Annotated in this window: 22 protein-coding genes; 13 read left to right on the top strand and 9 right to left on the bottom strand. The window is 52.8% G+C overall.

Features of this window, described 5'->3' with window-relative positions; translation table 11 throughout:
• Window positions 1-502: 502 nt before the first annotated feature.
• From G461_RS24545 to G461_RS0116750, 6 genes are all read left to right on the top strand, one after another.
• Window positions 503-2227: a sugar phosphorylase gene (locus G461_RS24545; RefSeq protein ID WP_035480476.1), complete on the top strand. Its 1725-nt coding sequence runs from the start codon at window positions 503-505 to the stop codon at window positions 2225-2227.
• Between the two features lie 21 nt (window positions 2228-2248).
• On the top strand, window positions 2249-2458 hold the full coding sequence (locus G461_RS0116775; RefSeq protein ID WP_026972705.1) for a cysteine-rich CWC family protein: 210 nt from the start codon (window positions 2249-2251) through the stop codon (window positions 2456-2458).
• Window positions 2459-2646: 188 nt separating this feature from the next.
• On the top strand, window positions 2647-4350 hold the full coding sequence (locus G461_RS0116770; RefSeq protein WP_026972704.1) for a protease modulator HflK family protein: 1704 nt from the start codon (window positions 2647-2649) through the stop codon (window positions 4348-4350).
• A 6-nt stretch (window positions 4351-4356) separates the two neighbouring features.
• The gene (gene hflC / locus G461_RS0116765) at window positions 4357-5247 is read left to right on the top strand and encodes a protease modulator HflC (RefSeq protein WP_026972703.1); all 891 of its coding nucleotides are present in this window, start codon (window positions 4357-4359) and stop codon (window positions 5245-5247) included.
• Entirely contained in the window at window positions 5247-6149 is a 903-nt protein-coding gene (gene hflK, locus G461_RS0116760; protein ID WP_026972702.1) for a protease modulator HflK, read from the top strand. Before hflC ends, hflK begins: the two co-directional genes overlap by 1 nt.
• Window positions 6150-6522: 373 nt before the next feature.
• Window positions 6523-8031 (top strand): alkaline phosphatase, encoded by a 1509-nt coding sequence (locus tag G461_RS0116750; RefSeq protein WP_035480473.1) that lies wholly within the window; start codon window positions 6523-6525, stop codon window positions 8029-8031.
• A 107-nt stretch (window positions 8032-8138) separates the two neighbouring features.
• Here G461_RS0116750 and G461_RS25610 read toward each other — a convergent pair whose 3' ends face one another.
• From G461_RS25610 to G461_RS26165, 4 genes are all read right to left on the bottom strand, one after another.
• On the bottom strand, window positions 8139-9494 hold the full coding sequence (locus G461_RS25610) for a diguanylate cyclase (protein ID WP_051333631.1): 1356 nt from the start codon (window positions 9492-9494) through the stop codon (window positions 8139-8141).
• A gap of 131 nt (window positions 9495-9625) precedes the next feature.
• Window positions 9626-10141 carry a P-loop NTPase family protein gene (locus G461_RS0116740; protein WP_026972700.1) on the bottom strand — a complete coding sequence of 172 codons (516 nt, stop codon included), beginning with the start codon at window positions 10139-10141 and terminating at the stop codon, window positions 9626-9628.
• Between the two features lie 179 nt (window positions 10142-10320).
• Window positions 10321-10875, bottom strand: a complete 555-nt coding sequence (locus G461_RS0116735) for a ClbS/DfsB family four-helix bundle protein (RefSeq protein ID WP_026972699.1) — start codon at window positions 10873-10875, stop codon at window positions 10321-10323.
• A gap of 59 nt (window positions 10876-10934) precedes the next feature.
• A complete protein-coding gene (locus tag G461_RS26165) occupies window positions 10935-11096 on the bottom strand; it encodes a hypothetical protein (protein WP_157360349.1) in 162 nt (53 codons plus the stop codon).
• A gap of 14 nt (window positions 11097-11110) precedes the next feature.
• Between G461_RS26165 and G461_RS26160 the strand changes: the two genes are divergently transcribed.
• Together G461_RS26160 and G461_RS26155 are read left to right on the top strand one after the other, a co-directional pair.
• Window positions 11111-11263 carry a hypothetical protein gene (locus G461_RS26160; protein WP_157360348.1) on the top strand — a complete coding sequence of 51 codons (153 nt, stop codon included), beginning with the start codon at window positions 11111-11113 and terminating at the stop codon, window positions 11261-11263.
• 45 nt (window positions 11264-11308) lie between these two features.
• Window positions 11309-11464, top strand: a complete 156-nt coding sequence (locus G461_RS26155) for a hypothetical protein (protein ID WP_157360347.1) — start codon at window positions 11309-11311, stop codon at window positions 11462-11464.
• Window positions 11465-11545: 81 nt separating this feature from the next.
• Here the strand turns inward: G461_RS26155 and G461_RS0116715 are convergent, their stop codons facing one another.
• From G461_RS0116715 to G461_RS0116705, 3 genes are all read right to left on the bottom strand, one after another.
• Window positions 11546-13468 (bottom strand): carboxypeptidase regulatory-like domain-containing protein, encoded by a 1923-nt coding sequence (locus G461_RS0116715; protein ID WP_026972698.1) that lies wholly within the window; start codon window positions 13466-13468, stop codon window positions 11546-11548.
• A gap of 247 nt (window positions 13469-13715) precedes the next feature.
• Window positions 13716-14930 carry a glycosyltransferase family protein gene (locus G461_RS0116710; protein ID WP_026972697.1) on the bottom strand — a complete coding sequence of 405 codons (1215 nt, stop codon included), beginning with the start codon at window positions 14928-14930 and terminating at the stop codon, window positions 13716-13718.
• Window positions 14923-15804, bottom strand: a complete 882-nt coding sequence (locus G461_RS0116705; protein WP_169727272.1) for an HAD-IIB family hydrolase — start codon at window positions 15802-15804, stop codon at window positions 14923-14925. The genes G461_RS0116710 and G461_RS0116705 overlap by 8 nt, the downstream gene beginning before the upstream one ends.
• Before the next feature lie 314 nt (window positions 15805-16118).
• Here G461_RS0116705 and phoB point away from each other — a divergent pair, with 314 nt between their 5' ends.
• From phoB to G461_RS0116680, 5 genes are all read left to right on the top strand, one after another.
• The gene (phoB, locus tag G461_RS0116700; RefSeq protein ID WP_026972695.1) at window positions 16119-16811 is read left to right on the top strand and encodes a phosphate regulon transcriptional regulator PhoB; all 693 of its coding nucleotides are present in this window, start codon (window positions 16119-16121) and stop codon (window positions 16809-16811) included.
• A 6-nt stretch (window positions 16812-16817) separates the two neighbouring features.
• Window positions 16818-18122 carry a phosphate regulon sensor histidine kinase PhoR gene (gene phoR, locus G461_RS0116695; protein ID WP_026972694.1) on the top strand — a complete coding sequence of 435 codons (1305 nt, stop codon included), beginning with the start codon at window positions 16818-16820 and terminating at the stop codon, window positions 18120-18122.
• Between the two features lie 72 nt (window positions 18123-18194).
• Window positions 18195-19658: an MltF family protein gene (locus G461_RS24535; RefSeq protein ID WP_051333629.1), complete on the top strand. Its 1464-nt coding sequence runs from the start codon at window positions 18195-18197 to the stop codon at window positions 19656-19658.
• Between the two features lie 125 nt (window positions 19659-19783).
• A complete protein-coding gene (locus tag G461_RS0116685) occupies window positions 19784-20758 on the top strand; it encodes a PstS family phosphate ABC transporter substrate-binding protein (RefSeq protein ID WP_026958793.1) in 975 nt (324 codons plus the stop codon).
• Between the two features lie 806 nt (window positions 20759-21564).
• Complete coding sequence (locus G461_RS0116680; RefSeq protein WP_026972693.1) at window positions 21565-22437, top strand: Dyp-type peroxidase; 873 nt, start codon at window positions 21565-21567, stop codon at window positions 22435-22437.
• Here G461_RS0116680 and G461_RS0116675 read toward each other — a convergent pair.
• Together G461_RS0116675 and ppk1 are read right to left on the bottom strand one after the other, a co-directional pair.
• Window positions 22434-22901 (bottom strand): GNAT family N-acetyltransferase, encoded by a 468-nt coding sequence (locus G461_RS0116675; RefSeq protein WP_026972692.1) that lies wholly within the window; start codon window positions 22899-22901, stop codon window positions 22434-22436. The two genes, G461_RS0116680 and G461_RS0116675, sit on opposite strands and share 4 nt — an antisense overlap.
• A gap of 44 nt (window positions 22902-22945) precedes the next feature.
• Entirely contained in the window at window positions 22946-25021 is a 2076-nt protein-coding gene (gene ppk1 / locus G461_RS0116670; protein ID WP_211236290.1) for a polyphosphate kinase 1, read from the bottom strand.
• Window positions 25022-25028 lie beyond the last annotated feature (7 nt).

Genomic DNA, 25028 nt, shown 5'->3' with positions numbered 1-25028 from the left:
GATTTGTCAGTTAATCGTCTAACCCCCTGAGTTGGCGTAGTTTTTCCGCTAATTGCCGGTTTCAATGAAAATGTGAACCACACCGCCTGTTGCACTATTTTGCGGCAAGAACTAAATCAGCCAGAGGCAATGCACCGATGTGGTGCTTTCGAGCTGCTGAGGTGCGGCATCACGCTCTCCTTGTTCGCACTGATGCTAATAACTGATTGTAAAATAAGGGAATTGCTAAAACACTAAGGCCTGGCTATGGCTGGCATAGATATTGGAAAGCTAGTAATAACAAGGTTATATACCCGAGCAACCTCAAGGTGCTTGTTCAGCGAGAGTTTCCTGTCCCTCAGGCAAGGCACTGTTCCGCAGATCTAGTGGTCTAAATCAAGGAGCAGTAACGCAGTATGAGCGCCTCTGAATCCTGCATCTTGAGGTAGTTCGGGTATCAACTCGGGTGAGGCTTATTTACATTCACCCGCGCTTAAACAGATTTATTGCAGGGGAGCCAACTATGCAGCAACTTGAGGCGCTGTTAGCGCAGGTCTATGGCGATAGCGCACTTGCCGCCGACATCCTTGAACGTATCGAGAACATCCGTACCCATCACCGCCCCTGCGAGAGCTACAGCGAAAAAGACGTGGTACTGATTACCTATGGCGACAGCATCCTCAGTGACGCCTTAATGCCGCTACAAAGCCTAAAGCTGTTTCTGGAGCGCTACCTAAGCGACACCTTTAGCGCGGTGCATATTTTGCCGTTCTTTCCTTTTAGCTCCGACGATGGCTTCTCGGTGATCGACTACCAACAGGTCAACTACCACTTGGGCGATTGGGAAGATGTGCAGGCAATTGGCCACGATTTTGAGTTGATGTTCGATTTGGTGATGAACCACTGCTCGCGGCAAAGCCTATGGTTTAACGACTTTGTGAACGGCAGTGGGGAAGGGGCCGAGTACTTTATTCAGGCTAACCCCAGCTTGGATTACTCGGCGGTAACCCGCCCGCGTACCTCGCCGCTGATTGTTGATGCCTACACCCGCCAAGGGCTCAAGCATGTGTGGGCAACCTTTAGCTCGGATCAAATCGACCTCAACTTTGCCAACCCCGAGGTGCTGCTTAAGTTCGTTGATATCATCCTGTTCTACATCATGAAGGGGGCGCGCTATATCCGTTTGGATGCGGTGGCCTTTGTCTGGAAGGAGCTGGGTACCAACTGTATCCATCATCATAAGACCCATGCTATTGTGAAGTTGCTGCGTTGGGTGATGGACCAGATAGACCCTAATCTGGTGTTGATTACCGAAACTAACGTGCCGCACCTTGAGAATATCTCCTACTTCGGTGACGGCGACGAAGCCCATCTGGTGTATAACTTCGCACTGCCGCCGCTGCTGTTGCATGCGCTTAACCGTGGTAACGGGCATTACCTGACCGCCTGGGCGCGGGACTTAGGCGCGCTGCCCGCCAACTGTAACTACTTTAACTTTGTCGCCTCCCACGATGGTATCGGGGTGAGGGCGGTGGAGCAGATTATCCCCCGCCACGAGATTGACGATTTGGTGGACTCGGTGCACGAGTTCGGTGGTTTTGTCAGCATGAAGTCCAACGGCGATGGCACCCAAAACCCCTATGAGCTGAATATTTCGCTGTTCGATGCACTGCAAGGCACCCGGACTGGCTCCGATCAGTGGCAGGTGGAGCGCTTTTTGGTGTCGCAATGTATTTTGCTGAGTATGCAGGGTGTGCCGGGGATTTACATTCATAGCCTCACCGCTACCGCCAACGACCATAAGTTGATGGAAGAGACTGGCCGCACCCGCTCAATCAACCGCCACCGCTGGCAGCTCGAAGAGTTTGAGCAAGCCCTGGAGCAACCGCTGAGCGGGCAAAACCAAGTGTTCTCGCGCTACCGTAAGTTGATTGAACTGCGCCGGGCGACGCCAGCCTTTCATCCACATAGCCCGCAGCGAGTCTATGACTGCGGCGATGCGCTGTTTGTGCTGCAGCGTGGTGCCCCGCAGTACCAAGCAGGCGATGAGCCGGGTGAACACGGGGTGCTGTGCGTGTTTAACCTCAGTAAGTTCCCGCAAAAGCTGGAACATGCCAGCCAGCTCCCAGAGCGCTTCTTGAATAGTTGTACCGATCTTATCTCAGCGAGTACCCTTGAGCTGGCCGAGTTTGAACTGGCTCCCTATCAAGTGCTGTGGTTGGCCGCCAGCCCAGTCGCTGATGAGTAATTAACAACAATGAGGTGAACCATGAGTAAACGCTGCCCCTTGTGTAAACAGGACAATCACTGTCAGGTCGAGTCCGGCGCCTGCTGGTGTATGCAGCGTACCATTCCCTTGGATCTCCTCAGCTTGTTGCCCGAAGAGCAGCGCGGAGTGGCCTGTATCTGCCCCAATTGTGTCACGGCCTTTGAACAAGACTCCAAGGCCTTTATCGAGTCGCTTGAGTTGGACGCATAATTTGCCAAGTTGTCTGTGCGCTGTTGGCAAATTGCAGCGCGACCAGCAAACGCTATTTACCCGCTATCAACCTTGCTAACTGCCTATTAACAAAGGGCGTTGCTGTCATTTATTTGAAATAAAAAGTCACCATAACTGTCATTTTTCCTCGGGAAAATCCTCTCACCTTTTCCTGTATCGAATGAATCATGCACATTGATCGTCGTATTCGAACTTCTATCATCGCCATCTTTGCCGATTTAGGCTTAACCCTGCTGCGCATCGGTTTGGCCGTGCTCACCGGCAGTGCTGCCTTAATGGCGGATGCCTACCACTCGGGCAGTGACTTGCTGGTATCGGTGGTGTTCTTTGGTTGTGTCTTGCTGCGAGTTTGGCAAGAGCGCAAGGGCTGCGACAAAGCCTTGCGGCGGGCTAAACGGATTGAGTCACTGGCGGTGATTGCGGTGGCCTGCGCCATCTTGCTACTGCCTTATCAGGTGATTATGGAAGCGGACCGCTTAAGTGCCAACGCGATTGATAACCTGTGGCTGGGTGTGCTGGGGGTGAGCGCGATCATTCTGGCCATCTACTTTATGGCGCGCCTGAAAACCCATGTGGGCAAGCAAACCGACTCGCTGGCGCTGGAGGCCGATGGCTACCACAGCATGGTGGACTTGTTTACCTCGATTGCGGTGCTGCTGTCGCTACTGGGGATGATGATTGGCATCGACTTGGATGAGTTTGTGGCGGTGCTGATTGCCTTGCTGATTGGCTTCTCCGGCTTTGAACTACTTATCTCCGGGATCCGCAGTTTGGTTAAAGGTGAAGAGTTTGACAAGCTGTCGTTGGGGGAATGGGCGCTGGATGCGCTGCGCAAGGTCGCCTTAGGACGGATGTGCCACCGGCTTTTTTGCAACACGTTTGGGTGGTTCAAGGCTCATGTTGGCAAGCTTTCTGCGCTCGCATTGCTGGCCTATTTCGCCAGTGGCCTGACAGTGATTCCCTATGGCGACCAAGGTATCGAGCAGCAGCTGGGCCGTACGGTACGAAGCGGCATTGAGCCGGGACTGCACTATCATCTGCCTTGGCCATGGGGACAGATGATCCGTGTCTCCCACCAAGAGGTGCGTTCCTTAACCGTGGGTAGCGAGCGCTCCAGCTACACCCGCAGCAATGGCGACGGGTTGTGGTTCGAGATATTTGGTAGTCGGGCGCATCGCGACAACACCAACTATCTGCAAACTGGTGACGAGAATCTGATCTTTCTCGAGCTGGCGCTGCAGTATCGCTTGCTTAACGCCAGCGACATCTATCACCGCTATGACAACGTCGATGAGCTGGTGCAGCGCATCGCGGAAGGTGCCTTATGGCAGCAGACGGCGCAGGTTAGCTACGAGCAGCTCCTCGAACAGAGCCATAGCGCCTTCTCCGAGGCCATCGCCGCGGCAATCCACAGTGAGCTGGATGACTTGGGTATTGAGAACCAAATCGTAGGCGTGCAGCTGCAAAAGATTCAGCCTCCCGCCTCGTTAGTGGAGGTGTATCGCGACGTCCTCAATGCCCACCAAGAGAGCCAGGATAGCGTCAACCAAGCGATTGCCTCCCGGCTGAACACCTTACCGATGGCGCGCGCCGGGATTATTGCTGAGCAGGCGCAGGTGGAGTCACGGGCCGTCGAGCGAACCTTGCGCGCCGAAGGCGATGCGCTGCGCTTTAGCCAACTGGCCGAGGTGTACCAGCAGAACCCGCAGGCCTTCCAATTTGAGCTACAGCTGCGCAGCGCCGAGCTGGCTTTGAGCCAGCGCCAGTTAACGCTGGTTGACCCCCGCATCGACCAGCACGATTTTAGGGTGTGGGCGCCTTGGGCGGCTTACTCCGCCGATTCTCCTTTTATTCCCTCTGTTACCAGGTAGTAGAACATGACATTTAACCGTTGGATTTTGGGCTCACTGGCACTGGTGGGTTATTTACTGAGTACCTGTTTGGTATCGGTGGCTGAGACTGACTATGTGATCATCAGCCAATTTGGCCGACCGACCCGGGTTATCGAGCAGGCCGGTCTGGCCTTTAAGCTGCCGGCACCGGTGCAGGTGGCAACGCGGGTCGACAAGCGGGTACAGCTGTTGTCACTTCCGGCGATGGAATACGGCACCCGCGACCGCCGCAATGTGGTGGTGGAGAGCTATGTGGTTTGGCGAGTGAGCGACCCGATGCGCTATCTCACCAGCGTACGCAGTCAAGACATTGCCGAGCTAAGGCTGGAGGCGATGACCAATGCCGAGGTGGGCGCGGCGGTGGCCAGTGTGCAGGTGAACCGGATCTTCAGCGAAGACGCGCAGGAGCATGCGGTAGCTGAGCTGTTCGCCAAGGTATCCGAGAGCAGCACTCAACAAGCGGCCGATGAGTTAGGCATTGAGATCTTATCCGTACGACCAAACCGCTTTGGCTTTCCGGTACAGAACCTACAGGCTATCTATAAGCGGATGGAATCTGAGTGGGAGCGTTTGGCCAAGCAATATCGGGCCGAAGGTGAAGAGGCCGCCTCGAAAATCTTGGCGGAAACCGAGCGTGAAGTGCGCGAGCTCACCGCCAAGGCCTACCGCGATGCCCAGCTGATGCGCGGCGAGAGCGAAGCGGAAGCGGCGCGTTTATATAACGAGGCCTTTGCCAGCCATCAGCAGTACTACCAGTTCACCCGTTCGATGGAAGCCTATGGCAAGATCTTCGATGAGCAGACCCAGCTGATCCTCGCAACCGATACGCCGCTGTTCGATGCCTTGCTTAATCCCCCGTTGGTGGAGGCCCAATAATGGCCCAAGTGAGTTTAAAGCAGGACTTGCTCGATACCGCCCGGGCGAGTCGCCGCATTTTGCTGGGCGTGTGCTTTGTATTGTTGCCGCTTATTTACCTGCTCAGCGGGTTTTACTCGGTGGGAGTGGAACAGCGCGCGGTGGTCACCCGCTTTGGCAAGATCACCGCCGATAACGTGCTGCCGGGGATGCATTACCGCTTGCCTTGGCCCTTTGAGTCGGTGCAGAAGCTGCGTGCTACCGAGCTACGCTCGATCACCGTGAATTATGCCAAAGAGGCGCGCCAGCTTTACATGCCGCCGGAGCTCACCACCAAGGAGGGAGATCTGGTGGATCTGGCCTTTGAGCTGCAGTACAACATCCCGCGGCCGGGTGCGTTTCAGAGCTCTGCGGTGGATGCTGAGGCGCTGTTACGTCAATTAGCGGTGAGCGAGGCGCTTTACTATGTAAGCGGCCACGACTTTGAGAGCCTGCTGACCACCGGGCGGAATCAGTTCCAGCAATACCTGCGGCAACGGCTGCAGCAGCAGAGTGAGGAGTTAGCATTGGGCATCAACCTGACCTCGGTGTTGATCCGGCGGATGGAGGCGCCACGCTCCATCAAGCGCGCCTTTGAGAATGTGCAAAATGCCCCCGCCGAGCGGCGCAAGATCATTGAGGAGGCACAGAGTCGCCGTACTACCGCTCTCGTAGAAGCGCGCAGTAAGGTGAATAGCATCGAGGTAGAGGCGCATGCCTATGCCAGCGACACCCTGCAGCAAGCGCAGGGCGATGTGGAGCGCTTTGGTGCACGTTTGTCGGCCTACCAGCAAGCGCCCGAGCAAACCTTGCAGCGAGAATACATCGATGCCGCCGAGCAGATTATTTCAAGCAGTCGCTTAAAGGTAGTGCCAATTAACTAGTTTCGATTTCTCCGGTATTCAAAGCCACCTTAGGGTGGCTTTTTTTGTGCCCACGACATTTATCATCAGTAATGACTTGATGCTGAAATACAACAGGGTAATAATCGTGTTGATAAGGAAAATGGCAATCAGTATCAATAACTTATGTTTTTTTAATGTGTAGATTGGTTGCGCTTGTAAAATAAACAAAGTCATTGCTGTTATTGTTGGTTTTGATATTTGCACATAGGGGTTCACCTAATTAAAACAAAGGTTTCAGCGGGATTAAGTGTTGATGTAACTATTATTAAAACTGCGCTGGATCAATTTTATTAAGCACGTTGCCAGTAATTTCATCTGCGTTTTCAAAACGCCAATGCTTAAGGAGAAAGAGATGAAATTGGCTAAGCTGAACAAACTTACCCTGGCTCTGGGTATGTCTGCGGGTATCGTGCTTACTGGTTGTGGAAGCAGCAGTAGCGACAATGACGGTGACCGCGACGTTCGCGCTAAAAACGTTATTCTGATGGTGACCGATGGTGCCAGTGATGGTGCTTGGGATATCGCCGCCTACTGGCAACATGGCCAGCTGGCAAACAGCGTTGAGCCTTACTCGCTGATTGATACCCGCTATGCGATGACCACCTTCCCACTAAACACCCGTTCTAATCCTGAAGAGCTTTGTGATGCCGGCGAAGACGGCGTACGTGAAGTGAGCTACGACAAGAGCAAAGTGTGGGATGACACACCGGTTGCCGACCCTGACAGTCGTCGCCCATTCGAGGGCTATGAGTACATCAACAAGGGCGCTACCGACTCTGCTGCTGCAGGTACTGCGCTTTCTGCTGGCATAAAGACCTACAATAACGCTCTGGGTGTGGATTACTGTGGTCGCCCACGTCAGTTAATTACTGAAATCGCCAAAGCTCAAGGTTTGAGCACCGGTGTAGTAAGTTCAGTTCAGTTTACCCACGCAACGCCTGCGTCTTTCGCTGCTCACAATACCAGCCGTAATGCGACCCTGGAAATCAGTGAGTACATGCTAAAAGAGGGCTTGGTTGACCTGATTATGGGCACCGGCCACCCGGCATACAATGGCGACGGGATTGAGCGTAACCCAGACAACTACGAGTTCCGTCACGTTAGTGAGCAGAACTGGCAAGCACTGCACGAAGGTGAATTGGTCGCGAAAGGCCAAGAAGAAGCGTGGGCCTTTATGGACAGCAAAGCTGACTTTGAAGCCTTAGCTGATGGCGCTGCCGACTACCGCTTCATGCAGGCGCCATTGTTTGCTTTGGCGCAAAATGACAACACCTTGCAACAAGGGCGCTCATGTCAGGAAGGCCAGGATTACTACACTGCCTTTGACTGTGACATGATCGACAACGTACCTAGCTTGACGACCATGACTGAAGGCGCGCTGAACTACCTGTCGCAGAATCCGAACGGCTTCTTCGTGATGATTGAAGGTGGCGCGGTAGATTGGGCAGCTCACGCTAACCACACTGCACGTATCATCGAAGAGCAGATCGACTTCGACGATTCGGTCGCTGCCGTTATCAAGTGGGTTGAAGAGAACAGCAGCTGGGATGAGACTATGCTGATTGTGACCACTGACCACGGTAACTCCTACGTGCTGGGTGAAGCCTCTGACCAAGTTGCCTATGCAGCCGTAGAAAGCGCGGGTATTGAGAAAATGCCTGAAGTGAAGTACTACAGCGGTAGCCATACCAACGAGTTGGTACGTGTTTACGTGAAGGGCGTTGGCGAAGATATGTTCGCCCAGCACTTCGACGGCAAAGACGAAAAGTACGCCGAGATGTACCAAAACGAAGGTGCTACCGGTGATTACTTCGACAACACCAACATTTTCGATGTAATGAAAGAGTTCATCATCGAGTAAGCGGATTTTCGGGTGGGTACCCACTCTGAGTCTGAAATGAAAACAGCGGCCTTGTGCCGCTGTTTTGTTGTATGGAGCACGATTGCTGCTCTTAACTATTGTTCTCGTTAAGCAAACTTCACCTTGTTTCGACCTTGCTCCTTGGCTTGGTAGAGCGCAGTATCAGCGCGTGAGCTGAGCGTTTCGAAGGTATCACCGGGCTCAATCATACTCACCCCAAGACTGGCGGTACGCTTGCCTACATGGGCAAAATCATGCTGCTCGATGGCATTGCGAATACGCTCGGCCAGGCTGATGGCGCGATCTTTACTGGTGTTCGGGCAGATCACCATAAACTCTTCGCCACCCCAGCGCCCTAATATGTCGGTTTCGCGCACGGTGTGCAGAAACAGTGCTGCTGATTCTTGCAGCACACTGTCGCCCACGTGGTGGCCGAAGTTGTCGTTCACCTGCTTGAAGAAGTCGAGATCGATCATCACCAAGGCGAAGGGCTGTTGATAGCGTTGGTAGCGTTCGAACTCTTTTTCTAGCTCGATATCCAGCTTGGCGCGGTTGTAGACATCGGTGAGTTTGTCGGTAATCGACATCCGCTCCAGCTGGACATTTTTTTCGTGCAGCTCCTCGGTGCGCTCGGCAACGCGCTGCTCCAGGTTTGCATTGAGCTGAGCCAGTTGATCGCGGGCTTCGGTTAGCTGGCCAAACGATTGGGCCAGTGCCGATTGCATACCGTTGAAGGCGTGAGACAGTGCGCCCAGCTCATCGCGTGAGGTGATATTGATCTTGGACGAGAAGTCCCCTTTTGATACCTGCTTAACGTGATTCACCAACCGCCTGATGGGCTTAGTAAAGTGGCTGGAGATCGCCACAATCAGCAGCAAACCGACCAAGAACGAGCCCAAGCCGTTGACCAGCATCTGTCGCTGCATCTGTGCGATGGATTGCTCTTGATTCTTGTAATTAAACAGAAAGTGCACGAAGTAATCTTTGCCGTCGTACTCGCCTTCCATGGGATAGAGGATGTCGATCACTTCATGGCCGCGGTACAGGCTGCTTTGGGTTGAGGGCTCGCCGGATTGCATGCGAGCGATGAGTTCCTCGCCTGCGGTTTCCAAATCGCCCACCAACGCTTGGCGCTGGGCAAAGGACTGCGGAGTTACCACCAGTTGGTTGAGCTCGTTGATAACATAGATGGCTTCGATATCGCGGTTCTTTTGCACGATGCCATCCATCAGCGCGAACAATTTTTGCTGCTGGGGATCGTCGTCCTCGCCATAGTACTCGACGATTTCTTCCGCGTTGTACTCGGCGAATAGCAGGGCATTGAAAAGAATGTCTTCGGCGATCTCTTTTTGGCGCGCGTTAACCAGCGTCAAGCCGTTGATCAGCTGGGTGACAACAACCAAAAAGGTCATCGCCAGATAAAACTTGGTCTTGACCGATGAGAAGGTCAGTAGGTCTTGCATTCATTCGTCCTTGAATTACATGAAGAGCTGAGTTTGCGCAGGTCGAGTGCGCAACGGCCACGCACTTTGCCTGTTTCGTGAGCGATAATCAACCCTGAGGGGCTCAGGGTTGAGGGCTGCGGGTAGTGATATCAACCAACATTGTCACTCACAAAGTGATTTAGTTTCGCTAGTGAGTTGATGATATGTAACGACTTTCCGGCTGATAGCTGCTCCAGTCGCACGCGGAAATCGGCATTCCAAAATTTTGGACAAAGCCTGAGTGTTTTGTAGCTCTCGATGGAGCCTTTGACTATCGAGCTTCCCTCGGGCCAGCCTTCGGGTGTAACGAATAGTCCTTTGGCGAAGCGCTTGGTGACCAGCCAGTAGCTGAGTGGGTAGGGCAGATCGATGTAGATAAGCGTATCGGCATGCTCAAGACGTTGATAAAACGAGTCGATGGGGCCGAAGCCGTCGATGATCCAGCGTTCGCTGTTCAGTATCTGCATGTGCGCGGCGTCGTAGTCGGGCCGTGCGACTCTCTCGCCATTGGGCTTAAACACGATGGCGTCGAGCGGGTGCAAGGGGATGCCACTGGCACTTGCCAATTCTTTACTCAATGTCGACTTACCGCTGCCGGGTTTACCAAATACCGCGACTTTTTTCATACTACCTCCCTGAGATTTACACGTTACCCCGAGGCAGAAACAACAAACCCACCTCTAGGGTGGGTTTGTATTAAGCGCAGATAAGCTCCCACCATTCCTAAGGAATGATGATAATTCGTGCTTGCTGTGGCTTAAGGTGTCTGTTCATAAGGGCATAGTGTTACATGGGCTCAGGGCTGTCAACACGTGCTAAGACGCTTGGCGCAGGCCTTATTGTGGGCGCGTAGCTTCTTGATTGCCCACTCGTAGTGACTCGATAGTGCCGACACACAGTAACTGCCCAGGGTAGTGCTGCCGGTCCAATCAAAGTATTGCTTGGTGAACAAGGCTTGATCGCTGAAGGTCTCGATATGGGCTAGTGCCTTGGCATGGCTTACTGTTAACAGCTCGATGGCGGCATCAAGCGGCGTGGCTTGGTGCTGCTGCCAAAACACAAGATTCATCTCACCATAGGTCTTCCAGTTGTATGGCGGCGGGAGAAAAGGGGCGCACTCTCCGGCTTGGTTGCGCTCTATCCAGTTAATCAGCAATTGGTGCCATTCATACAGATGAGTGAGCACGTCGCGCAGGTTGCGATCGCGCTGCCAGTGGGCTTCTTTTTTATTTGGCTGGTCGGAGAAATCGAAGGGGGTACTGAGTACCTGCGGCTCCATGCCATCAATGGTTTGCCATAGCTTGTCGAAGCTGGTCTGGGCTGCCTCGAGCAGCGCTGTTTTGTTGGTCGGTCTGGCCATGCTTGCGTCCTTGAGGTTACTTGATTCATCCTTGGTAACCTCAAGTTAGCGCGGGGAGCTTAGGTCTGTGTTGATCTCTGATAGCAATTAAAGTGATTGAGTATCTGACTCACCTCATCGATACGCCGCGCCAGGCTGCCCTTGCAGGCGCGCTCATCTAAGGTGTGGTCGCCATCGCTATCGCCATCGCTATCGCCATAGGAACCGAAGCCATCGAGCATCGGCACCCCCTGATTTGCAAGCAGTGCTGGAACGCAATCGGGTTAAGATCACCTGGCGTAACGCCAGCGAGCAACGTTTAGTGGGCTCGTTTGTGGTACGCAATCGCTTCCACCCACCCAAGAGTCCGTTTGATGGGGTGAAGCTCTACGGCGGGGCGGACGAGTAAACCTATGACAACTTCGGCAATCCGAACATCCCCAAGTACTACGCGGTGTTCAGCTACGATCAGGTGCCGATGTACTCCCCCCCTGCATTGATTCACTTCAGCACCGCAGAGACGCTGGTAATCGAAGAGGTCGACCCGGAAGAGGTTGAACTGCAAGACGGCGACAAACCGCAGAGCGCAGGGGATGATTCGATGCGTTAGGTGAGTTTGGGTTTGCCTGGAAGGAATAAAAAACAGCGGCTAAATGCCGCTGTTTTTGATGGTTTAGCTAATAAACCACTGTTACTTCGAGTAGTACTTACTCTCCAGCAATTGCTGAGGAATAGAGCTCTGTGGAACATATTTCCCGGAAGCCATTGCGCGCTGCGCGTTGCTGGTTGGATAGGGCCATGTGTTACCCCATTCAGCTTCCCATTCCGCTAGTGCTTGCTCGCCAATTGCGGCAAATACTTGCTCCCACGTCCATGGATCTTCAACCTCGATTTCATATCCGTCTTCGCGGAAGTCCTCGAGTAAGTCTTCTAGTAGCTGGTCGCGATCAGCGCCCAGCTCCTCGGCGTAAGTCATCATGTATACGCCACAAGCTGCTACGCCATTGTCCCAATAGTCTTGGAAGCTGGTGAACATAGCGGGAGTAATGTCGCCTTCCTCGCACATTGATCCAGTAATCGGCCCTTGACCGCCTGGATCGACCGGCAACTCCGGTAAGTCTGGTGCGGAAACAAACTGATTGATTTCGTTGACCTGCGCGATGCCATCGGTGACCACAATGTCGAACACATGCCACAGTTCAGTGCTGGTGCCAGAGTTGGCATTTGGCACAAACACGCGTGATACGTTCTCAAGCTCTAAGTTAACCCGAGCTTGGGTATCGATGCTGCCACTGCCCTCAAACAGGTGAACGTAGTAGCCATACGTGCCATCAATGGGGAAGTCGGGGAGGGTAATGATTTCGGGACCAAAACCTTCGGTGTAGTCGTAGTTCAAATAGAACTCTACACCCTCTACTCGCACTATCGGGTTGAGGTAGTACAACTTCTCGTAAAAGCCTTGCGCTGTGGGGATATAGAAGTGTGCATCAAGGTCCTCGGGGTTTTCCCCCCAAGTTAACGTGACGGTACTAACAGCGCCGTCGACCACAATACACTGCTCTGCTATTAGGTCAGTGTCCTCGGTGAGCAGGGCTTGGGTGCCGCTTAGGTTTGCTGCAGTGGCTCGCAGTAGCACTTCGCTATCGCGACGCACGGGAATCGAGAACTGCCCATTTTCGTCGCTGTACGATGATGACCACCCGCTGTAGGTGATTCCTTCTGCAGTGATGTAAGCAATAGCCACCGGCTCTTGAGCGCTGTTAACCACACAACCATTGATCACGACCGTATCCATCTCGATATCGGCATTCCAAGTAGTGAAATGCGCGACATCACCAACGTAAAAGCCGTTGTCTAGAGTCGCTTCGCCCTCTTTAACCCAAAGGCCAGTTTGTGGGTCAAAATAGTAAAGAGGGATGGTTGCTGGCGGATTATTGCCAGCGGCGGGTATGCGGATCTGCGCGGTTTCGCCCTCGGCAATATTAAGCGGGTTTCCTTGCTCGTCATAGAACTCAACGGTGATCGCACCGAATGATTCAATCGGTACCGTTTCGCCATTGGATGATTCAGTCACCATTTCACCGGGCATCAGCTCGATGTTTAGGCGAGGGTCGATAACGGTAAGGTCGACCTTCGCGTTGCCTTCAACAGGGTTGCCTTGGGCATCGACCAGTACGCTGGCGGGCAGTGCAACTAGCGTTTGTCCTTGAACTTGCAAGTCGCTGGCACTGTTAGGGTCAAAGCTGACGGTTTCATGGGCTCGCTGAACTCTTAGCTGAATAGATTGTTCTAACTGCTGAAGAGAAAGGGTCTGAGCGGTCTCGCCGTAGCCTTGCGCCGTGGCGGACAGGGTCACTCTGCCGTCCAAGGCTGCTGAATCATACTCGATAGAAAAATCGCCAGCGTTATTGGTCTGGCCTTGAGCGACCAATGAACCGTTGGCATACAAACTGACTTGTGCGTTCGCTACCGGTTGGTCGCTATAGAACGCTTGCACAGTCCCTTTTAATGAAGGGCTATTGTCGTCATCACCGCCTGATGAACTGCCCCCACATGCAAACAAGAGTACACACAGCAAAGAGGCAAAAATGCTCTTTAACACTCCGTTGTTCATATTCAATCCTTTAATGTATAAGTAGGGTAATTGCTGAAATATAATGTTAAACAATAACTTAATTGTCAATTGTGAAGTGAGCGTGCACTAACACTTGGCCGTTTTGCTAATGCCAGTTTGGAGATTTCATCTGCAAGAGGGGCTAATTGATGCTACGACAATCGAGCGGGTGCGATTGTCGTACTGAAAAGGCTAGAAAGCGCCATCAGGGGAGGCCTGATGGCGCGCTCAAAGGGAGTTTGAATGCTTAACGGCAGTTGTCCGCTTCCACCGCTTCGTAGAGTTTTTCCATGAATTCTGGAATGGCGCTCTGTACGCGGTTCCAGCTTGGGATAAACGGCGTCTCTGCGGGGCGCTCTAAGAAAGTCTCGCCAGCACTCATAATCGCTTTGGCGAACAGCTCTACGGCTTTCTCTTCGGCGTGACGGTCCAGGCGCAGGCCGTTGATTAGGGCATCGGCTTGGTAGTTCTCGATAAAGTCCAAGGCCATGCGGTAGTAGGTGGCTTTTAGGGTGCGCAGCTTGCCGGGGCTGAACTCATGGCCCTGGGTGGCCAGTTTGCGGATCACCGCTTTGGTGATGTCAGTGGCCATCTTGGCTAAGCCGCCATCAAGGCCTTCATTGCCGAGATCTTGGTGCTTATGGTCGTAAACGTCGGCGATATCCACCTGACAGATGCGGCGAGTTGAGTGGTTGCGGTAGATCTCAGATAACACCCCAATCTCTAAGCCCCAGTCTGAGGGAATGCGCAGGTCGTTCAGTACATCCGATTGCATGGAGAACTCGCCCGCGAGGCTATAGCGGAAGCTATCCAGGTAATCGAGGTAGTCGTCGTAGCCTTCAATCTTCTTCAATGCTTTTAGCAGCGGCGTGACCAGCAGGCGGGCAACCCGGCCATTTAGCTTGCCATCGGCGTAGCGGGCGTAGAAGCCTTTACAGAACTCGTAGTTAAACAGTGGGTTGGCCACTGGGTAGAGCAGTCGCGCCAGCATATCGCGGCTGTAGGTGGTGATGTCGCAATCGTGCAGGGCAATCGCCTTGCCCTTGCCAGAGGCCAGTGCATAGCCAAAACAGTACCAGACGTTGCGGCCCTTGCCGGGCTCGCGTGGCGACAGGTTGTGCTCGTTTAGCTGGCCATCAAGGGCGCGCAGGCGCGGCCCGTCGTTCCAAAGGATACGCACGTGCTGGGGCAGATCGCCAAAGTATTGCTGGGCGTGCTCAAACTGCTCGGCAGTGGCTTGATCCAGGCCAATGATAATCTCACTGAGATAGGGGACCTTGGCCAGCTCCTCGATAATCTTTGCTAGCGCAGGGCGCTCTAGCTCGGAGTAGAGGGAAGGCAGAACCAGACTCATCGGCCGGATTTTCGAGAAGCTGATTAGCTCCTGCTCCAGCTCTTCGGTAGAGCGGTCGGTCAGGTTGTGTAAGGTGGTGACTATGCCATTCTGGTAAAAATCAGCCATGATTCACTCCTTTTATGCTCGTATTCAAGATTTGTTCTATGGATTGGGACCAGCCGAATGGCCCGGGGTGGGGGGCCAATATGCTGTGCATGCGGTTAATCTCCAGCGGGGCGTCGTGTTTGCGCGGGATAACAATCGCCACGTCGGCATGTTCCAGCATGCGGCGGTCGTTTTCGCTGTCGCCCAAGGCCAAAGAGCGGTAGCTGCGGGTAAAGCTGGTGCTGTACTTATCGACCAGCCAGGCCATTGCGTCGGCCTTATCGAATGCTGCTTTGACGTGATAGAAGCGGCCACCGCGGGTGAGCTCTAAGCCAAGTGCCTGGAGGGCTTGTTTAAATTTGCTGAGATTTTCGTCGCTGTCGTTCCATAGCAGCGGCTCAGAGGCCAGGCGCTGTTTAGCCAGTTTGGCCCGATAGCGGTCCAGCCCGGTGTGTAGTTGCAGCTCTTCATCGCTCATATCGCTAAAGCCTTGGAAGCGGAAGTGCTGCTGGTTTCTGATTTGGCAGAGGTGCTGGCAGATATCCGGGTAGCTGGGGCCGAACAAGGCGATCTTCCAGCGGCCTTTGCCGAATTTGGTTTCGGAGAGTTCGTCGCATTGCAGCGCGCTATCTGCCGGGATACAGATTGCCGCGCCGTTCTCTACTGCAAAGGGGTGGTGCAGATTAAGGCTGTTTTGAAGCTCGATCACCTCAACCAAGGTCTTGCTGGTGACAAAGATGATCGGCACAGCGAGTTTTTGTAGGCGTGCGATGGTGGGCAGCGCGGCCTCTGCAGAATAGTTATCATGGTCTAACAAAGTGCCGTCAAGATCGGTAAACACGAGCAGTTGCTCGGGGGAAACATAGGAGAATTGATCGTCACTGTTCGCTTTCATGTACATCACTACCGTTAAGCTAAATGTTGCCAAGAGGGTTGCAGTGGCAGTGCCAACTCGTTGATTGATATGTGAACTGGTTTGTTAAGTAGCTGTTTTAATGACGTTTTTATATAAACGGAAGATAAACCCCAATTCTGTTACGGGAATGTTTACGAACCAAATTGGTGCAAACTTGACTGCGCCAACAATGCGCGCACTAATTTGGTGAAAAAATAAATTCAATAAGTCCTTGAATCTTCGTAAAGTCTGTCATAAATCTGTCATTCAATCGCCGCATAATTGCCACAATTCTTTTTGATAGAGATGCAAAAATGCCAAGGAAAATTCTTGTCGTAGAAGATGAAGCACCAATCCGCGAGATGCTGTGTTTCGTGTTGGAGCAGAACGGATACGAGCCTGTGGAAGCCTCCGATTTCGAAGATGCAATCGCTCAGTTAAAGGAGCCTTATCCCGAACTGGTATTAGTTGATTGGATGCTGCCCGGCGGCAGTGGAATCAACATCATCAAACACATGCGTCGTCACGATCTGACCCGCCAAATCCCGGTTATCATGCTGACCGCGAAAGGTGAAGAAGAAGACAAGGTACAGGGCCTCGAAGCCGGTGCCGACGACTATATGACCAAGCCGTTCTCTCCAAAAGAATTAATGGCTCGCGTTAAGGCGGTCATTCGCCGTGTGTCTCCCACCTCGCTGGAAGAGACCATCGAAGTTCAGGCGCTGCGCCTTGATCCGGTATCTCATCGCGTAACCATTGAGAACGAACCCTTGGATATGGGCCCCACCGAGTTTAAACTGCTGCACTTCTTTATGACTCACCCAGAGCGGGTATATAGTCGCGAGCAGCTGTTGAACAACGTTTGGGGGACCAACGTGTACGTGGAAGACCGTACCGTTGATGTGCATATTCGTCGCTTACGTAAGGCGATCGGATATCAGGGCTATGATAAGCTTATTCAAACAGTTCGAGGCAGCGGCTACCGCTTCTCTACCAGAGTGAAATAAATATCAATGTTCGTGCCCTTTTCGTGGCGACGCATTCTATGGCGAGTATGTCTTCTGTACTCGCCATTGTTTATTGCGGGCGCGCTTACCGGCTATCTTCTTGAAAGCGTCTTGGCAGCTGCGCTGCTGCACATCTTTTGGCTGTATCGCCAACAGTACCGACTTCTGCATTGGCTATACAACCAACGCAAGCTCTCACCCCCACATGGCACCGGTAGTTGGGAAGCGGTGTTCCATGGCATCTATAACCTGCTCAAACGACGCTTAAACCGCGAACGCGAGTTGGCCCAGCTGATGAAGTACTTCCGCCTTGGTGCAGAGGCCTTGCCCGATTCGATTGTGGTGATTAGCCAAGACCGCACTATCTTGTGGTGTAACCAGCTGGCGAGAAAGATGCTGGGGCTGCAGTGGCCCGGCGATCAGGGGCAACATCTGACCAACCTTATTCGGGTGCCGGTGTTCGTTAACTACATCAACAAGGGCGAGTTTGAGACGCCGTTGGAGATTGAGAGCACCAAGGAGCCGGGCAAGTTGTTGGAGTTCCGGGTGATGCCCTACAGCGACAAGCAACTGCTGCTGGTGGTGCGCGATGTGACCCAGTTGCGCCGTCTTGAGAAGATGCGTAAGCAGTTTGTCTCCAACGTAAGCCACGAGCTACGCACGCCGCTGACTGTGCTGCGCGGTTATCTGGAGATGCTTGACGAGAATGAAGTTGAGCCGATGCTATGGCCGCGTGCTCGCGCCACCATGCTCGACCAAAGCGCACGGATGGAGAATCTGGTTAATCAGCTGTTGACGCTGGCCAAGATTGAGGCCTCGCCGATTACCCGTAGCAAGGAGAGCATCAACGTTCCGGTGATCCTCCAAGGTATGGAGTCAGAAGCGCAGAGTCTGGCCAAAGACAAACAGCTGCAGATCCGCTTCGATGTGGATGAGAGCATCCATGTGCTGGGCGATCAGGACCAACTGCGCAGCGCCTGCGCCAACCTGATGGTCAATGCAATCAAGTACTGCACCGAGCCCGGAGTTATCGAGATCTCTTGGCAGCGCGACGAAAAAGGCGCAATGTTCTGTGTAACAGACAGTGGCCCGGGCATTGGTCCGAAGCACTTGGCGCGCCTCACAGAGCGCTTCTATCGGGTCGATAAGGCACGCTCTCGCGAGACCGGTGGCGCTGGCTTAGGGCTGTCGATTGTTAAGCACGCGCTGGAGCACCACAACAGCGAGTTGAAGATCAAATCCAAGCTGGGTAAGGGCAGTAGCTTCTACTTCGTGATCCCCAATAAGCTGCTGGTCAACAACAAGGCTTAACAAAAGGTCTAACCCTTCTTTCTTCGAACGCTCTCCTATACTTGAGGTAATTCAAGCTTTTAGGAGAGCTTCGTGCGACCTGCTCAGCATTACCTGCCATCTCTAACTACACCCTTCATCGCCTTGTTGGCGCTGCTCTGCTGTTGGCCGCTGTGGCTGCGCGCCGAGCAGGAACTGGCTGAACTGCCCTCGGCCGACCCCGAGCTCTATCCCTTCTACGTAGACGATGATTTCACCGGCGATCTTGATGCGCTGCGCGAGCGCAAGGTGATCCGCGCCTTGGTCACCTACGGTAAGTCCGACTTTTATATTGCTAACGGCGAGATGATGGGTATTCAGGTTGAGCTGTTGCGTCACTACGAGGCGTTTTTAAATCAGGGTATTCGCCGTGATGTGGACAAGGTCAAGGTGAAGCTGCTGCCGGTTAACTTCGATCAGCTGTTGCCCTATCTGCAGCAAGGCAAGGGCGATATTGCGGCGGCTTTTCTGACCGCTACCCCCGAGCGCAGCAAACAGGTTAGTTTCGCTCTGGGCAACGCCCAAGGGGTGAGCGAGATACTGGTCAGCAATACCAGCCAGCCCGAGGTGACGAGTTGGGGGGAGTTATCGGGTAAGGAGATCCATGTGCTTAAGGGCAGCTCTTACGTGGAGCACCTTAAGGCGCTGAACCTAACGCTACAGATAGAAGGCAAAAAGCCTATCAAGATTGTGGAGGCCGACGAGCACCTGCTCTCGGAGGACTTGCTGGAGTTGGTCAATGCTGGCGTTATCCCACGCACCTTGATTGATGATTACAAGGCACAGTTGTGGCAAAAGGTCTATCCACAGCTGCGATTAGATAGTCACCTGCAGGTGAGTCGCGAGCAGAAACTCGGTTGGGCGGTGCGCAAAGACAATCCGCAGTTATTGGATAGCGTGCAAAGCTATGTGGCCAGCAAGGCCAAGCAGGGCAGTCTACTCGGTAATATGCTGCTCAATCGCTACTTTGATCAAACTGCATGGATCGCCGATCTGGATGAGGCCCAAGCGCGTGACCGGATCCATCGCTATTTACCTTATTTTGAGAAATACGCCGAGGAGTACAGCTTCAACTCCTTGGCGTTGATTGCGCAGGCCTTCCAAGAAAGCAAACTGGACAACAGCAAGGTGAGCCATCGCGGCGCGAAAGGGATTATGCAGCTGCTGCCAGCCACCGCTAAGCAGGTGGGGATAAACGATCTCAATGACCCGGAGCAGAACATCTTAGCCGGGGTGCGCTACCTCGACTGGCTGCGCGAGCACTACCTGCCCATGGAGGGGGTAGACCCCAGCGACCAAATGGCGATGCTGTGGGCGGGCTACAATGCTGGGCCAAGTAAATTAAAACAGATGCGCAAGTTAGCCGCCGAGATGGGGCTGGATGCGAATCGCTGGTTTGGCAATGTGGAGATTGCCGCCGGTAGGATTATTGGTTCAGAAACAGTGCGTTACGTGTCCAATGTGTACAAGTACTACGTTGCCTACAGCCTGGCGTTGGAAACAATAGGCGACAGTTAGTTGACCTCAGATCAGGGTTTTTTCATCGTGTCACAATTCTGAAATATAAACGAAATATGATTGTCATGACGTTGGCTGATACTTGTTCGCGTTTTTACTAAAACGCGTCATTCATGGAGAACAAAATGACACTGAAGAAACTTGTAAGCGCGGTTGCTATCTCTGCATCGCTTGTAACTACTTCTGTTCTGGCCGCAGGATTGGATGCCAACCTGCCAGAATACACTAAGACTACTGGCGTATCAGGTAACCTATCTTCTGTAGGTTCAGACACTCTGGCTAACATGATGACCCTGTGGGCCGAAGAGTTTAAACGCGAATATCCAAACGTAAACGTTCAAATTCAAGCTGCAGGTTCTTCTACTGCTCCACCAGCTCTGACTGAAGGCACTTCCCAGTTCGGCCCAATGAGCCGTCAAATGAAGAGCAAAGAGATCGAAGCCTTCGAAAAACGTTACGGCTACAAGCCTACCCCGGTTCGCGTTGCTATCGATGCACTGGCGGTATTCGTTCACAAAGACAACCCAATCGAAGGCCTGAGCCTGGCACAAGTTGACGCTATCTTCTCTTCTACTCTGAAGTGTGGCGAAAACGGTTCTGCTGAGCGTTGGTCTGATGTAGGCCTGTCTGGTGAGTGGGCTGACCGCGACATTCAGCTGTTCGGTCGTAACTCAGTATCAGGCACCTACGGCTACTTCAAGAAGAAAGCCCTGTGTAAAGGTGACTTCAAGAACACTGTGAACGAGCAGCCTGGTTCTGCGTCTGTAGTACAGTCTGTTTCTTCTTCTCTGAACGCTATCGGCTACTCAGGTATTGGTTACAAGACCTCTGGCGTTAAAGCGGTTGCACTGGCGAAGAAAGGCGATGATTACATCGAAGCAAGCCTGGACAACGCTGCTGCCGGTAAATACCCGCTGTCTCGCTTCTTGTACGTATACGTGAACAAGCACCCGAACAAGCCACTGTCTCCAATGGAGCGTGAGTTCCTGAAAATGATTCTGTCTAAGACTGGTCAGGAAATCGTGGCAAAAGATGGTTACGTACCACTACCATCTTCAGTGGTTAAAGCTGACCTGGAAAAACTGGGCATCGAGCTTTAATCTAGCTAAACAGCTTGTAAAACCCGCCTTATGGCGGGTTTTTTCGTTTCTGGGGAAGTGCAAGGCAGGAATCCCCCTCGTTTTGCTCTTGCTCGCGCGCCGTTTTTTTGGTCAATGCCGAAAATGGCGAGATTATGCGGTGTATTTACTCGATGCATAGCCCTGTTTTGCAGCTAATTGTGCTACATGCTCTGGCTATGCCCCGCTGAAAATATTTTCAAGGAACATTTTCTGCTTTTTTCGACATTTACCGCAAACTAAACTTGAAATGTGACTTGAATCACATAAAATTCTCATTGTGACTTGGATCACATTTATTGATGGCTCGCCATCGTATTCAACAACACTTTGAGGACAACACTATGTTTGATTACTTCGGTTCAATGTACGCAGCTTACTTCTTGAGCAAAGCAGACGTTTACGAATATGACGCTAAGAAATCAAAAGACCTTCACCGCTAAGCCCGGAGAAGGATTATGCAACAAACTATAACTAGTACACGGCCGACGACTTTCGCTTGTGGTGGTAGTGTATATCGACTCCCCAAGCCGAAGGAGCAAGGCAATGAGAAATCGTGATGCTGGCGCCTGCTTACAACAGGCGCTTTTTTCTTTCTAGCCTCCGATACATCTACCTTTGTTCAATCCTTACACCGCACACCCATTTAACCCCCAATCTTTCTGATAGAGATCAATCATCTGCCAATAGCGGGCAGATAGAACTGCAATACTTTGAGCGAACGCTAGTATAATTAGCGGATTCAGAATGAGGTCACCACCTCCAACCAATCGTTCGAAGGGAAGGCTATGTCTACTATCCAACCTGAGGTGCTTGCAGATGTTCCACTGCATGCGGGTTTCTATTCTTTCAAACTAAAACAAACCACTGATGCACGTGCGTTATGCGCGCAGGTCAATGCCCTGTATCAGGTAGGCAATAGCTTAGTTGGCTTTGGCCAGGGCTTACTGGATGCGCTTGAGCGGCAGATCTCGGGTTACTACGGCGCATCGGACGTAGATGGCCCTGAGCGCATCAGCCCAGCGCAACAGTGCGACTTTTGGCTACGCCTCAGTGGTGAGGATCCTGGTCAGGTGGCGCTATTAGAGCGTAGCTGGCTGGAGGGACTAAGCCCTTACCTTGATTTACTTGAGCGCACCTCGGGCTTTAAGCATCGTGAAGGACGCGATCTGACCGGTTATGTCGATGGCACCGAAAATCCAGAGGACCGCGCAGTCGAAGTGGTATCGATGGAAGGTGAGCAGGGCATTGCTGGAAGCACCATGCTCGCGGTACAACTGTGGACTCACCAGCTGGATAAGTTCCACTCCCACTCGCAGGGCGACAAGGACAACATCATCGGCCGCCGCGAAAGCGACAACGAAGAGCTAGATGATGCGCCCATCTCGGCCCACGTTAAACGCACCTCACCGAGCCAGTATCAGCCAAAAGCCTATATGCTGCGTCGCAGCCTGCCATGGGCCGATGCCGGACGCTGTGGCTTGTACTTTGTGTGCTTTGCTTCAAGCCTGTACCCCTTCGAGGCGCAGCTTAAGCGCATGCTCGGCTGCGATGATGGGGTGGAAGATGCGCTGTTTAAGTTCAGCCACCCACAGCAAACCGCCTACTACTGGTGCCCACCAGTTAAAGATGACAAGCTCGACCTGAGCGCGGTTAGCTAAGACTCGACTTTGTAGATCACAAAGCCCCGCGCCTGATAGTTTTTCAAGGCGTGGGGATGGTCCAGATCGCAGGTGTGTAGCCACACTCGCTGGGCCTGCCATTCCCATGCACATTGCGCGCATAGCTCCAGAAACTTACCACCTAACCCTTGACCGATGAACTTGGGCTGCAGGCCGAAGTAGTGCACTTCTACGCTGTCATCGTCGTGTCTCAGGAGCTCGAAGTAGCCGACTTCCTCATCATTGAGCATGCCTACAAAGGTGCGCAGGTTAGGCGCTTCGGCGTACTCTTGCCATTGCTGCTCGCTCCAGCTGAGTTTGTCCAACCACTGCCACGCCTCGCCGACTTGTTGATAGAGGCGGCGGCTATGGAGGGTTTGCTGCTGGGTGATTTCGTGGATCTGAATTTCGGAATTGCGCTCCCGTGAAGGCGCGCTAAGTTGTTGAAGATAATAGATAGACATAGCTGAAAAAAGTACTGCAACGGTTCGCGTTGCAGTACTTTCGCTTAGTCTTGAGCTTTAGTCAAAGGTTTCGCTTCCAGCGACTTGAGGTAGTCGTGGGTCCAAACCTGAGAGCGGATCTTACGACGATTGCCGCGTTTAACGTATCTGTTGGACTGCTCGGCATCGATGATACGGGCCTTGGTGGTATCGGAGAACTGCAGATTCAACAGGTCGATAATCACCTGTTTTAGGTCCTCATCGTAGATCGGTGTGCCCACTTCAACCCGCTCCTCGATGTTACGGGTCATCAGATCGAAGGAGGCGATAAACACCTGATTCTCACCGCCATGATGGAAGTGGAAAACCCGCGGGTGCTCCAAGAAGCGATCGACCACAGAGATCACCTCAATATTGTCACTGATACCAGCAAGCCCAGGTACCAGTGAGCACATACCGCGGATTATCATCTTGATCTTCACTCCGGCCTTGCTGGCCGCATACAGGCGATTCACGATGCCGCGATCCACCAAGTTGTTGACCTTGATGGTGATGGCCGCCTTGTTGCCGGCATTGGCTTGATTGATCTCGTAGTCAATTAGGCTGAACATGCGGCGGCGGGTTTCGTTAGGTGAAACAATCAAGTGTTGGAACTTAAAGCGGCGGTAAGGCTGGTCGATAAAGCGGAACACGTTCTCCACCTCTTGGCCGATCTCCTGATTTTTGGTGAACAGCGCGAAGTCGGTGTAGATCTTCGAGGTCTTCTCGTGGAAGTTGCCGGTGCCCACATGGCTGTAGTAGACCGTCTCTCCGTCTTCTTTGCGGGTGATCAGCAGCAGCTTGGAGTGGACCTTCAAGGAGGGTACGCCAAAGATAACCTTTACGCCGGCCTCTTGGAGGATCTGCGCCCAGGTAATGTTGGCATCTTCGTCGAAGCGCGCGCGTAGCTCAACCACTACCGTGACACGCTTACCATTGTTGGCGGCATCAATCAGTGAGTTCATCAAATGGGAGTTCTTGGCAACCCGGTAGATGTTGATTTTGATGGATGAGACCTTCGGGTCAAACGAAGCTTGGCGGATAAACTCTGTCAGGTAACGGAACTTGTGGTACGGATAGTAGAGCAGGATATCCTTGTTGCTGATGGCCTCAAACACCGTCTGGAAGCTCTCAAAATCGCGGCTGTTTAAGGCTGGGATCTTTGTGTTTTCCAGATATTTACGACCTACATTCGGGAAGCCAATAAAGTCTTTGAAGTTGTGGTAGCGACCACCACCGACCACGTGATCGAGCTTGCTCATTTTGAGCATCTTACTGAGTTTGCGGACCATGCTCTCGGGCATTTCGCGGTCATGAACAAAGCGCACCGGCTCGGCAGTAAGGCGTTGCTTCAAACCTTCTGACATCTTCTCCAGCAGGCCTTGGTCAACCTCGTCGGTGAGGTCATACTCGGCATCGCGGGTCATCTTGATGGAGTAGGCCGACACCGAATCAAACTCATAAAAGCCGGTCAGCAAGTCCTCTAGGCAGAAGCGAATGATGTTGTCGAGGATGATCATCGTCTTCTTGGTTTTGCTGCCATCGCTGGGCAGCTGAACAAAGCGGGGCAGGGCATCGGTTGGGATCTCAATAAGTAGATGCTGCTCTTTACTGCCCTTGAGTACCTGAACGGCTAGGTAGGTGTACTCGTCTTTTAAAAACTTAACCAGCTCGGTTTTCTTGTTTAAAACAATCGGGGTGATATGGCGCAATACCTTGTCTTTAAAGTACTTCTTCAGCCATTTCTGCTGGTTGTCGCTAAGCTGGTCTTCGTTAATCAAGAAGATATTGCGGCGTGCTAATGCCAGCATGATGTCTTGATAGGTGGCGTCGAAGGCCTTACCTAACTCGGCTAGTTTGCTTTGGATCTGCTCAAGGAGCAGGTTCGAGCCATCGTCGCGCTCGTGCATCTCGTTGAGCAGGATACGGCGTTTTACCGCGGCGACGCGGACTTTGTAAAACTCATCTTGGTTGTTGGAGAAGATACCCAGGAATCGCACCCGCTCGATAATTGGCACGTTGGTGTCTTGCGCTTCTTGCAGTACACGTTCATTGAAAGCGAGCCAGCTGAGCTCTTTTTCAATGTACAAAGGGTCACTCATGATTTCT

Source organism: Aliagarivorans marinus DSM 23064 (assembly GCF_000429485.1).
Taxonomy (GTDB): Bacteria; Pseudomonadota; Gammaproteobacteria; order Enterobacterales; family Celerinatantimonadaceae; genus Aliagarivorans; species Aliagarivorans marinus.
The sequence above is the reverse complement of the archived record's forward strand: the minus strand, read 5'-3'. Positions and strand labels throughout refer to the sequence as shown.

Bases quoted from the DNA above. Each gene is read 5' to 3' on its own strand.
- G461_RS25610 (WP_051333631.1), bottom strand. From the start codon at position 9,494: ATGCAAGACCTACTGACCTTCTCATCGGTCAAGACCAAGTTTTATCTG.
- ppk1 (WP_211236290.1), bottom strand. From the start codon at position 25,021: ATGAGTGACCCTTTGTACATTGAAAAAGAGCTCAGCTGGCTCGCTTTC.
- G461_RS0116680 (WP_026972693.1), top strand. From the start codon at position 21,565: ATGTCTACTATCCAACCTGAGGTGCTTGCAGATGTTCCACTGCATGCG.
- G461_RS0116740 (WP_026972700.1), bottom strand. From the start codon at position 10,141: ATGAAAAAAGTCGCGGTATTTGGTAAACCCGGCAGCGGTAAGTCGACA.
- hflK (WP_026972702.1), top strand. From the start codon at position 5,247: ATGGCCCAAGTGAGTTTAAAGCAGGACTTGCTCGATACCGCCCGGGCG.
- hflC (WP_026972703.1), top strand. From the start codon at position 4,357: ATGACATTTAACCGTTGGATTTTGGGCTCACTGGCACTGGTGGGTTAT.
- G461_RS0116735 (WP_026972699.1), bottom strand. From the start codon at position 10,875: ATGGCCAGACCGACCAACAAAACAGCGCTGCTCGAGGCAGCCCAGACC.
- G461_RS0116715 (WP_026972698.1), bottom strand. From the start codon at position 13,468: ATGAACAACGGAGTGTTAAAGAGCATTTTTGCCTCTTTGCTGTGTGTA.
- G461_RS0116710 (WP_026972697.1), bottom strand. From the start codon at position 14,930: ATGGCTGATTTTTACCAGAATGGCATAGTCACCACCTTACACAACCTG.
- G461_RS0116750 (WP_035480473.1), top strand. From the start codon at position 6,523: ATGAAATTGGCTAAGCTGAACAAACTTACCCTGGCTCTGGGTATGTCT.
- phoR (WP_026972694.1), top strand. From the start codon at position 16,818: ATGTTCGTGCCCTTTTCGTGGCGACGCATTCTATGGCGAGTATGTCTT.
- phoB (WP_026972695.1), top strand. From the start codon at position 16,119: ATGCCAAGGAAAATTCTTGTCGTAGAAGATGAAGCACCAATCCGCGAG.
- G461_RS24545 (WP_035480476.1), top strand. From the start codon at position 503: ATGCAGCAACTTGAGGCGCTGTTAGCGCAGGTCTATGGCGATAGCGCA.
- G461_RS0116705 (WP_169727272.1), bottom strand. From the start codon at position 15,804: ATGAAAGCGAACAGTGACGATCAATTCTCCTATGTTTCCCCCGAGCAA.
- G461_RS0116685 (WP_026958793.1), top strand. From the start codon at position 19,784: ATGACACTGAAGAAACTTGTAAGCGCGGTTGCTATCTCTGCATCGCTT.
- G461_RS0116775 (WP_026972705.1), top strand. From the start codon at position 2,249: ATGAGTAAACGCTGCCCCTTGTGTAAACAGGACAATCACTGTCAGGTC.
- G461_RS0116675 (WP_026972692.1), bottom strand. From the start codon at position 22,901: ATGTCTATCTATTATCTTCAACAACTTAGCGCGCCTTCACGGGAGCGC.
- G461_RS0116770 (WP_026972704.1), top strand. From the start codon at position 2,647: ATGCACATTGATCGTCGTATTCGAACTTCTATCATCGCCATCTTTGCC.
- G461_RS26165 (WP_157360349.1), bottom strand. From the start codon at position 11,096: ATGCTCGATGGCTTCGGTTCCTATGGCGATAGCGATGGCGATAGCGAT.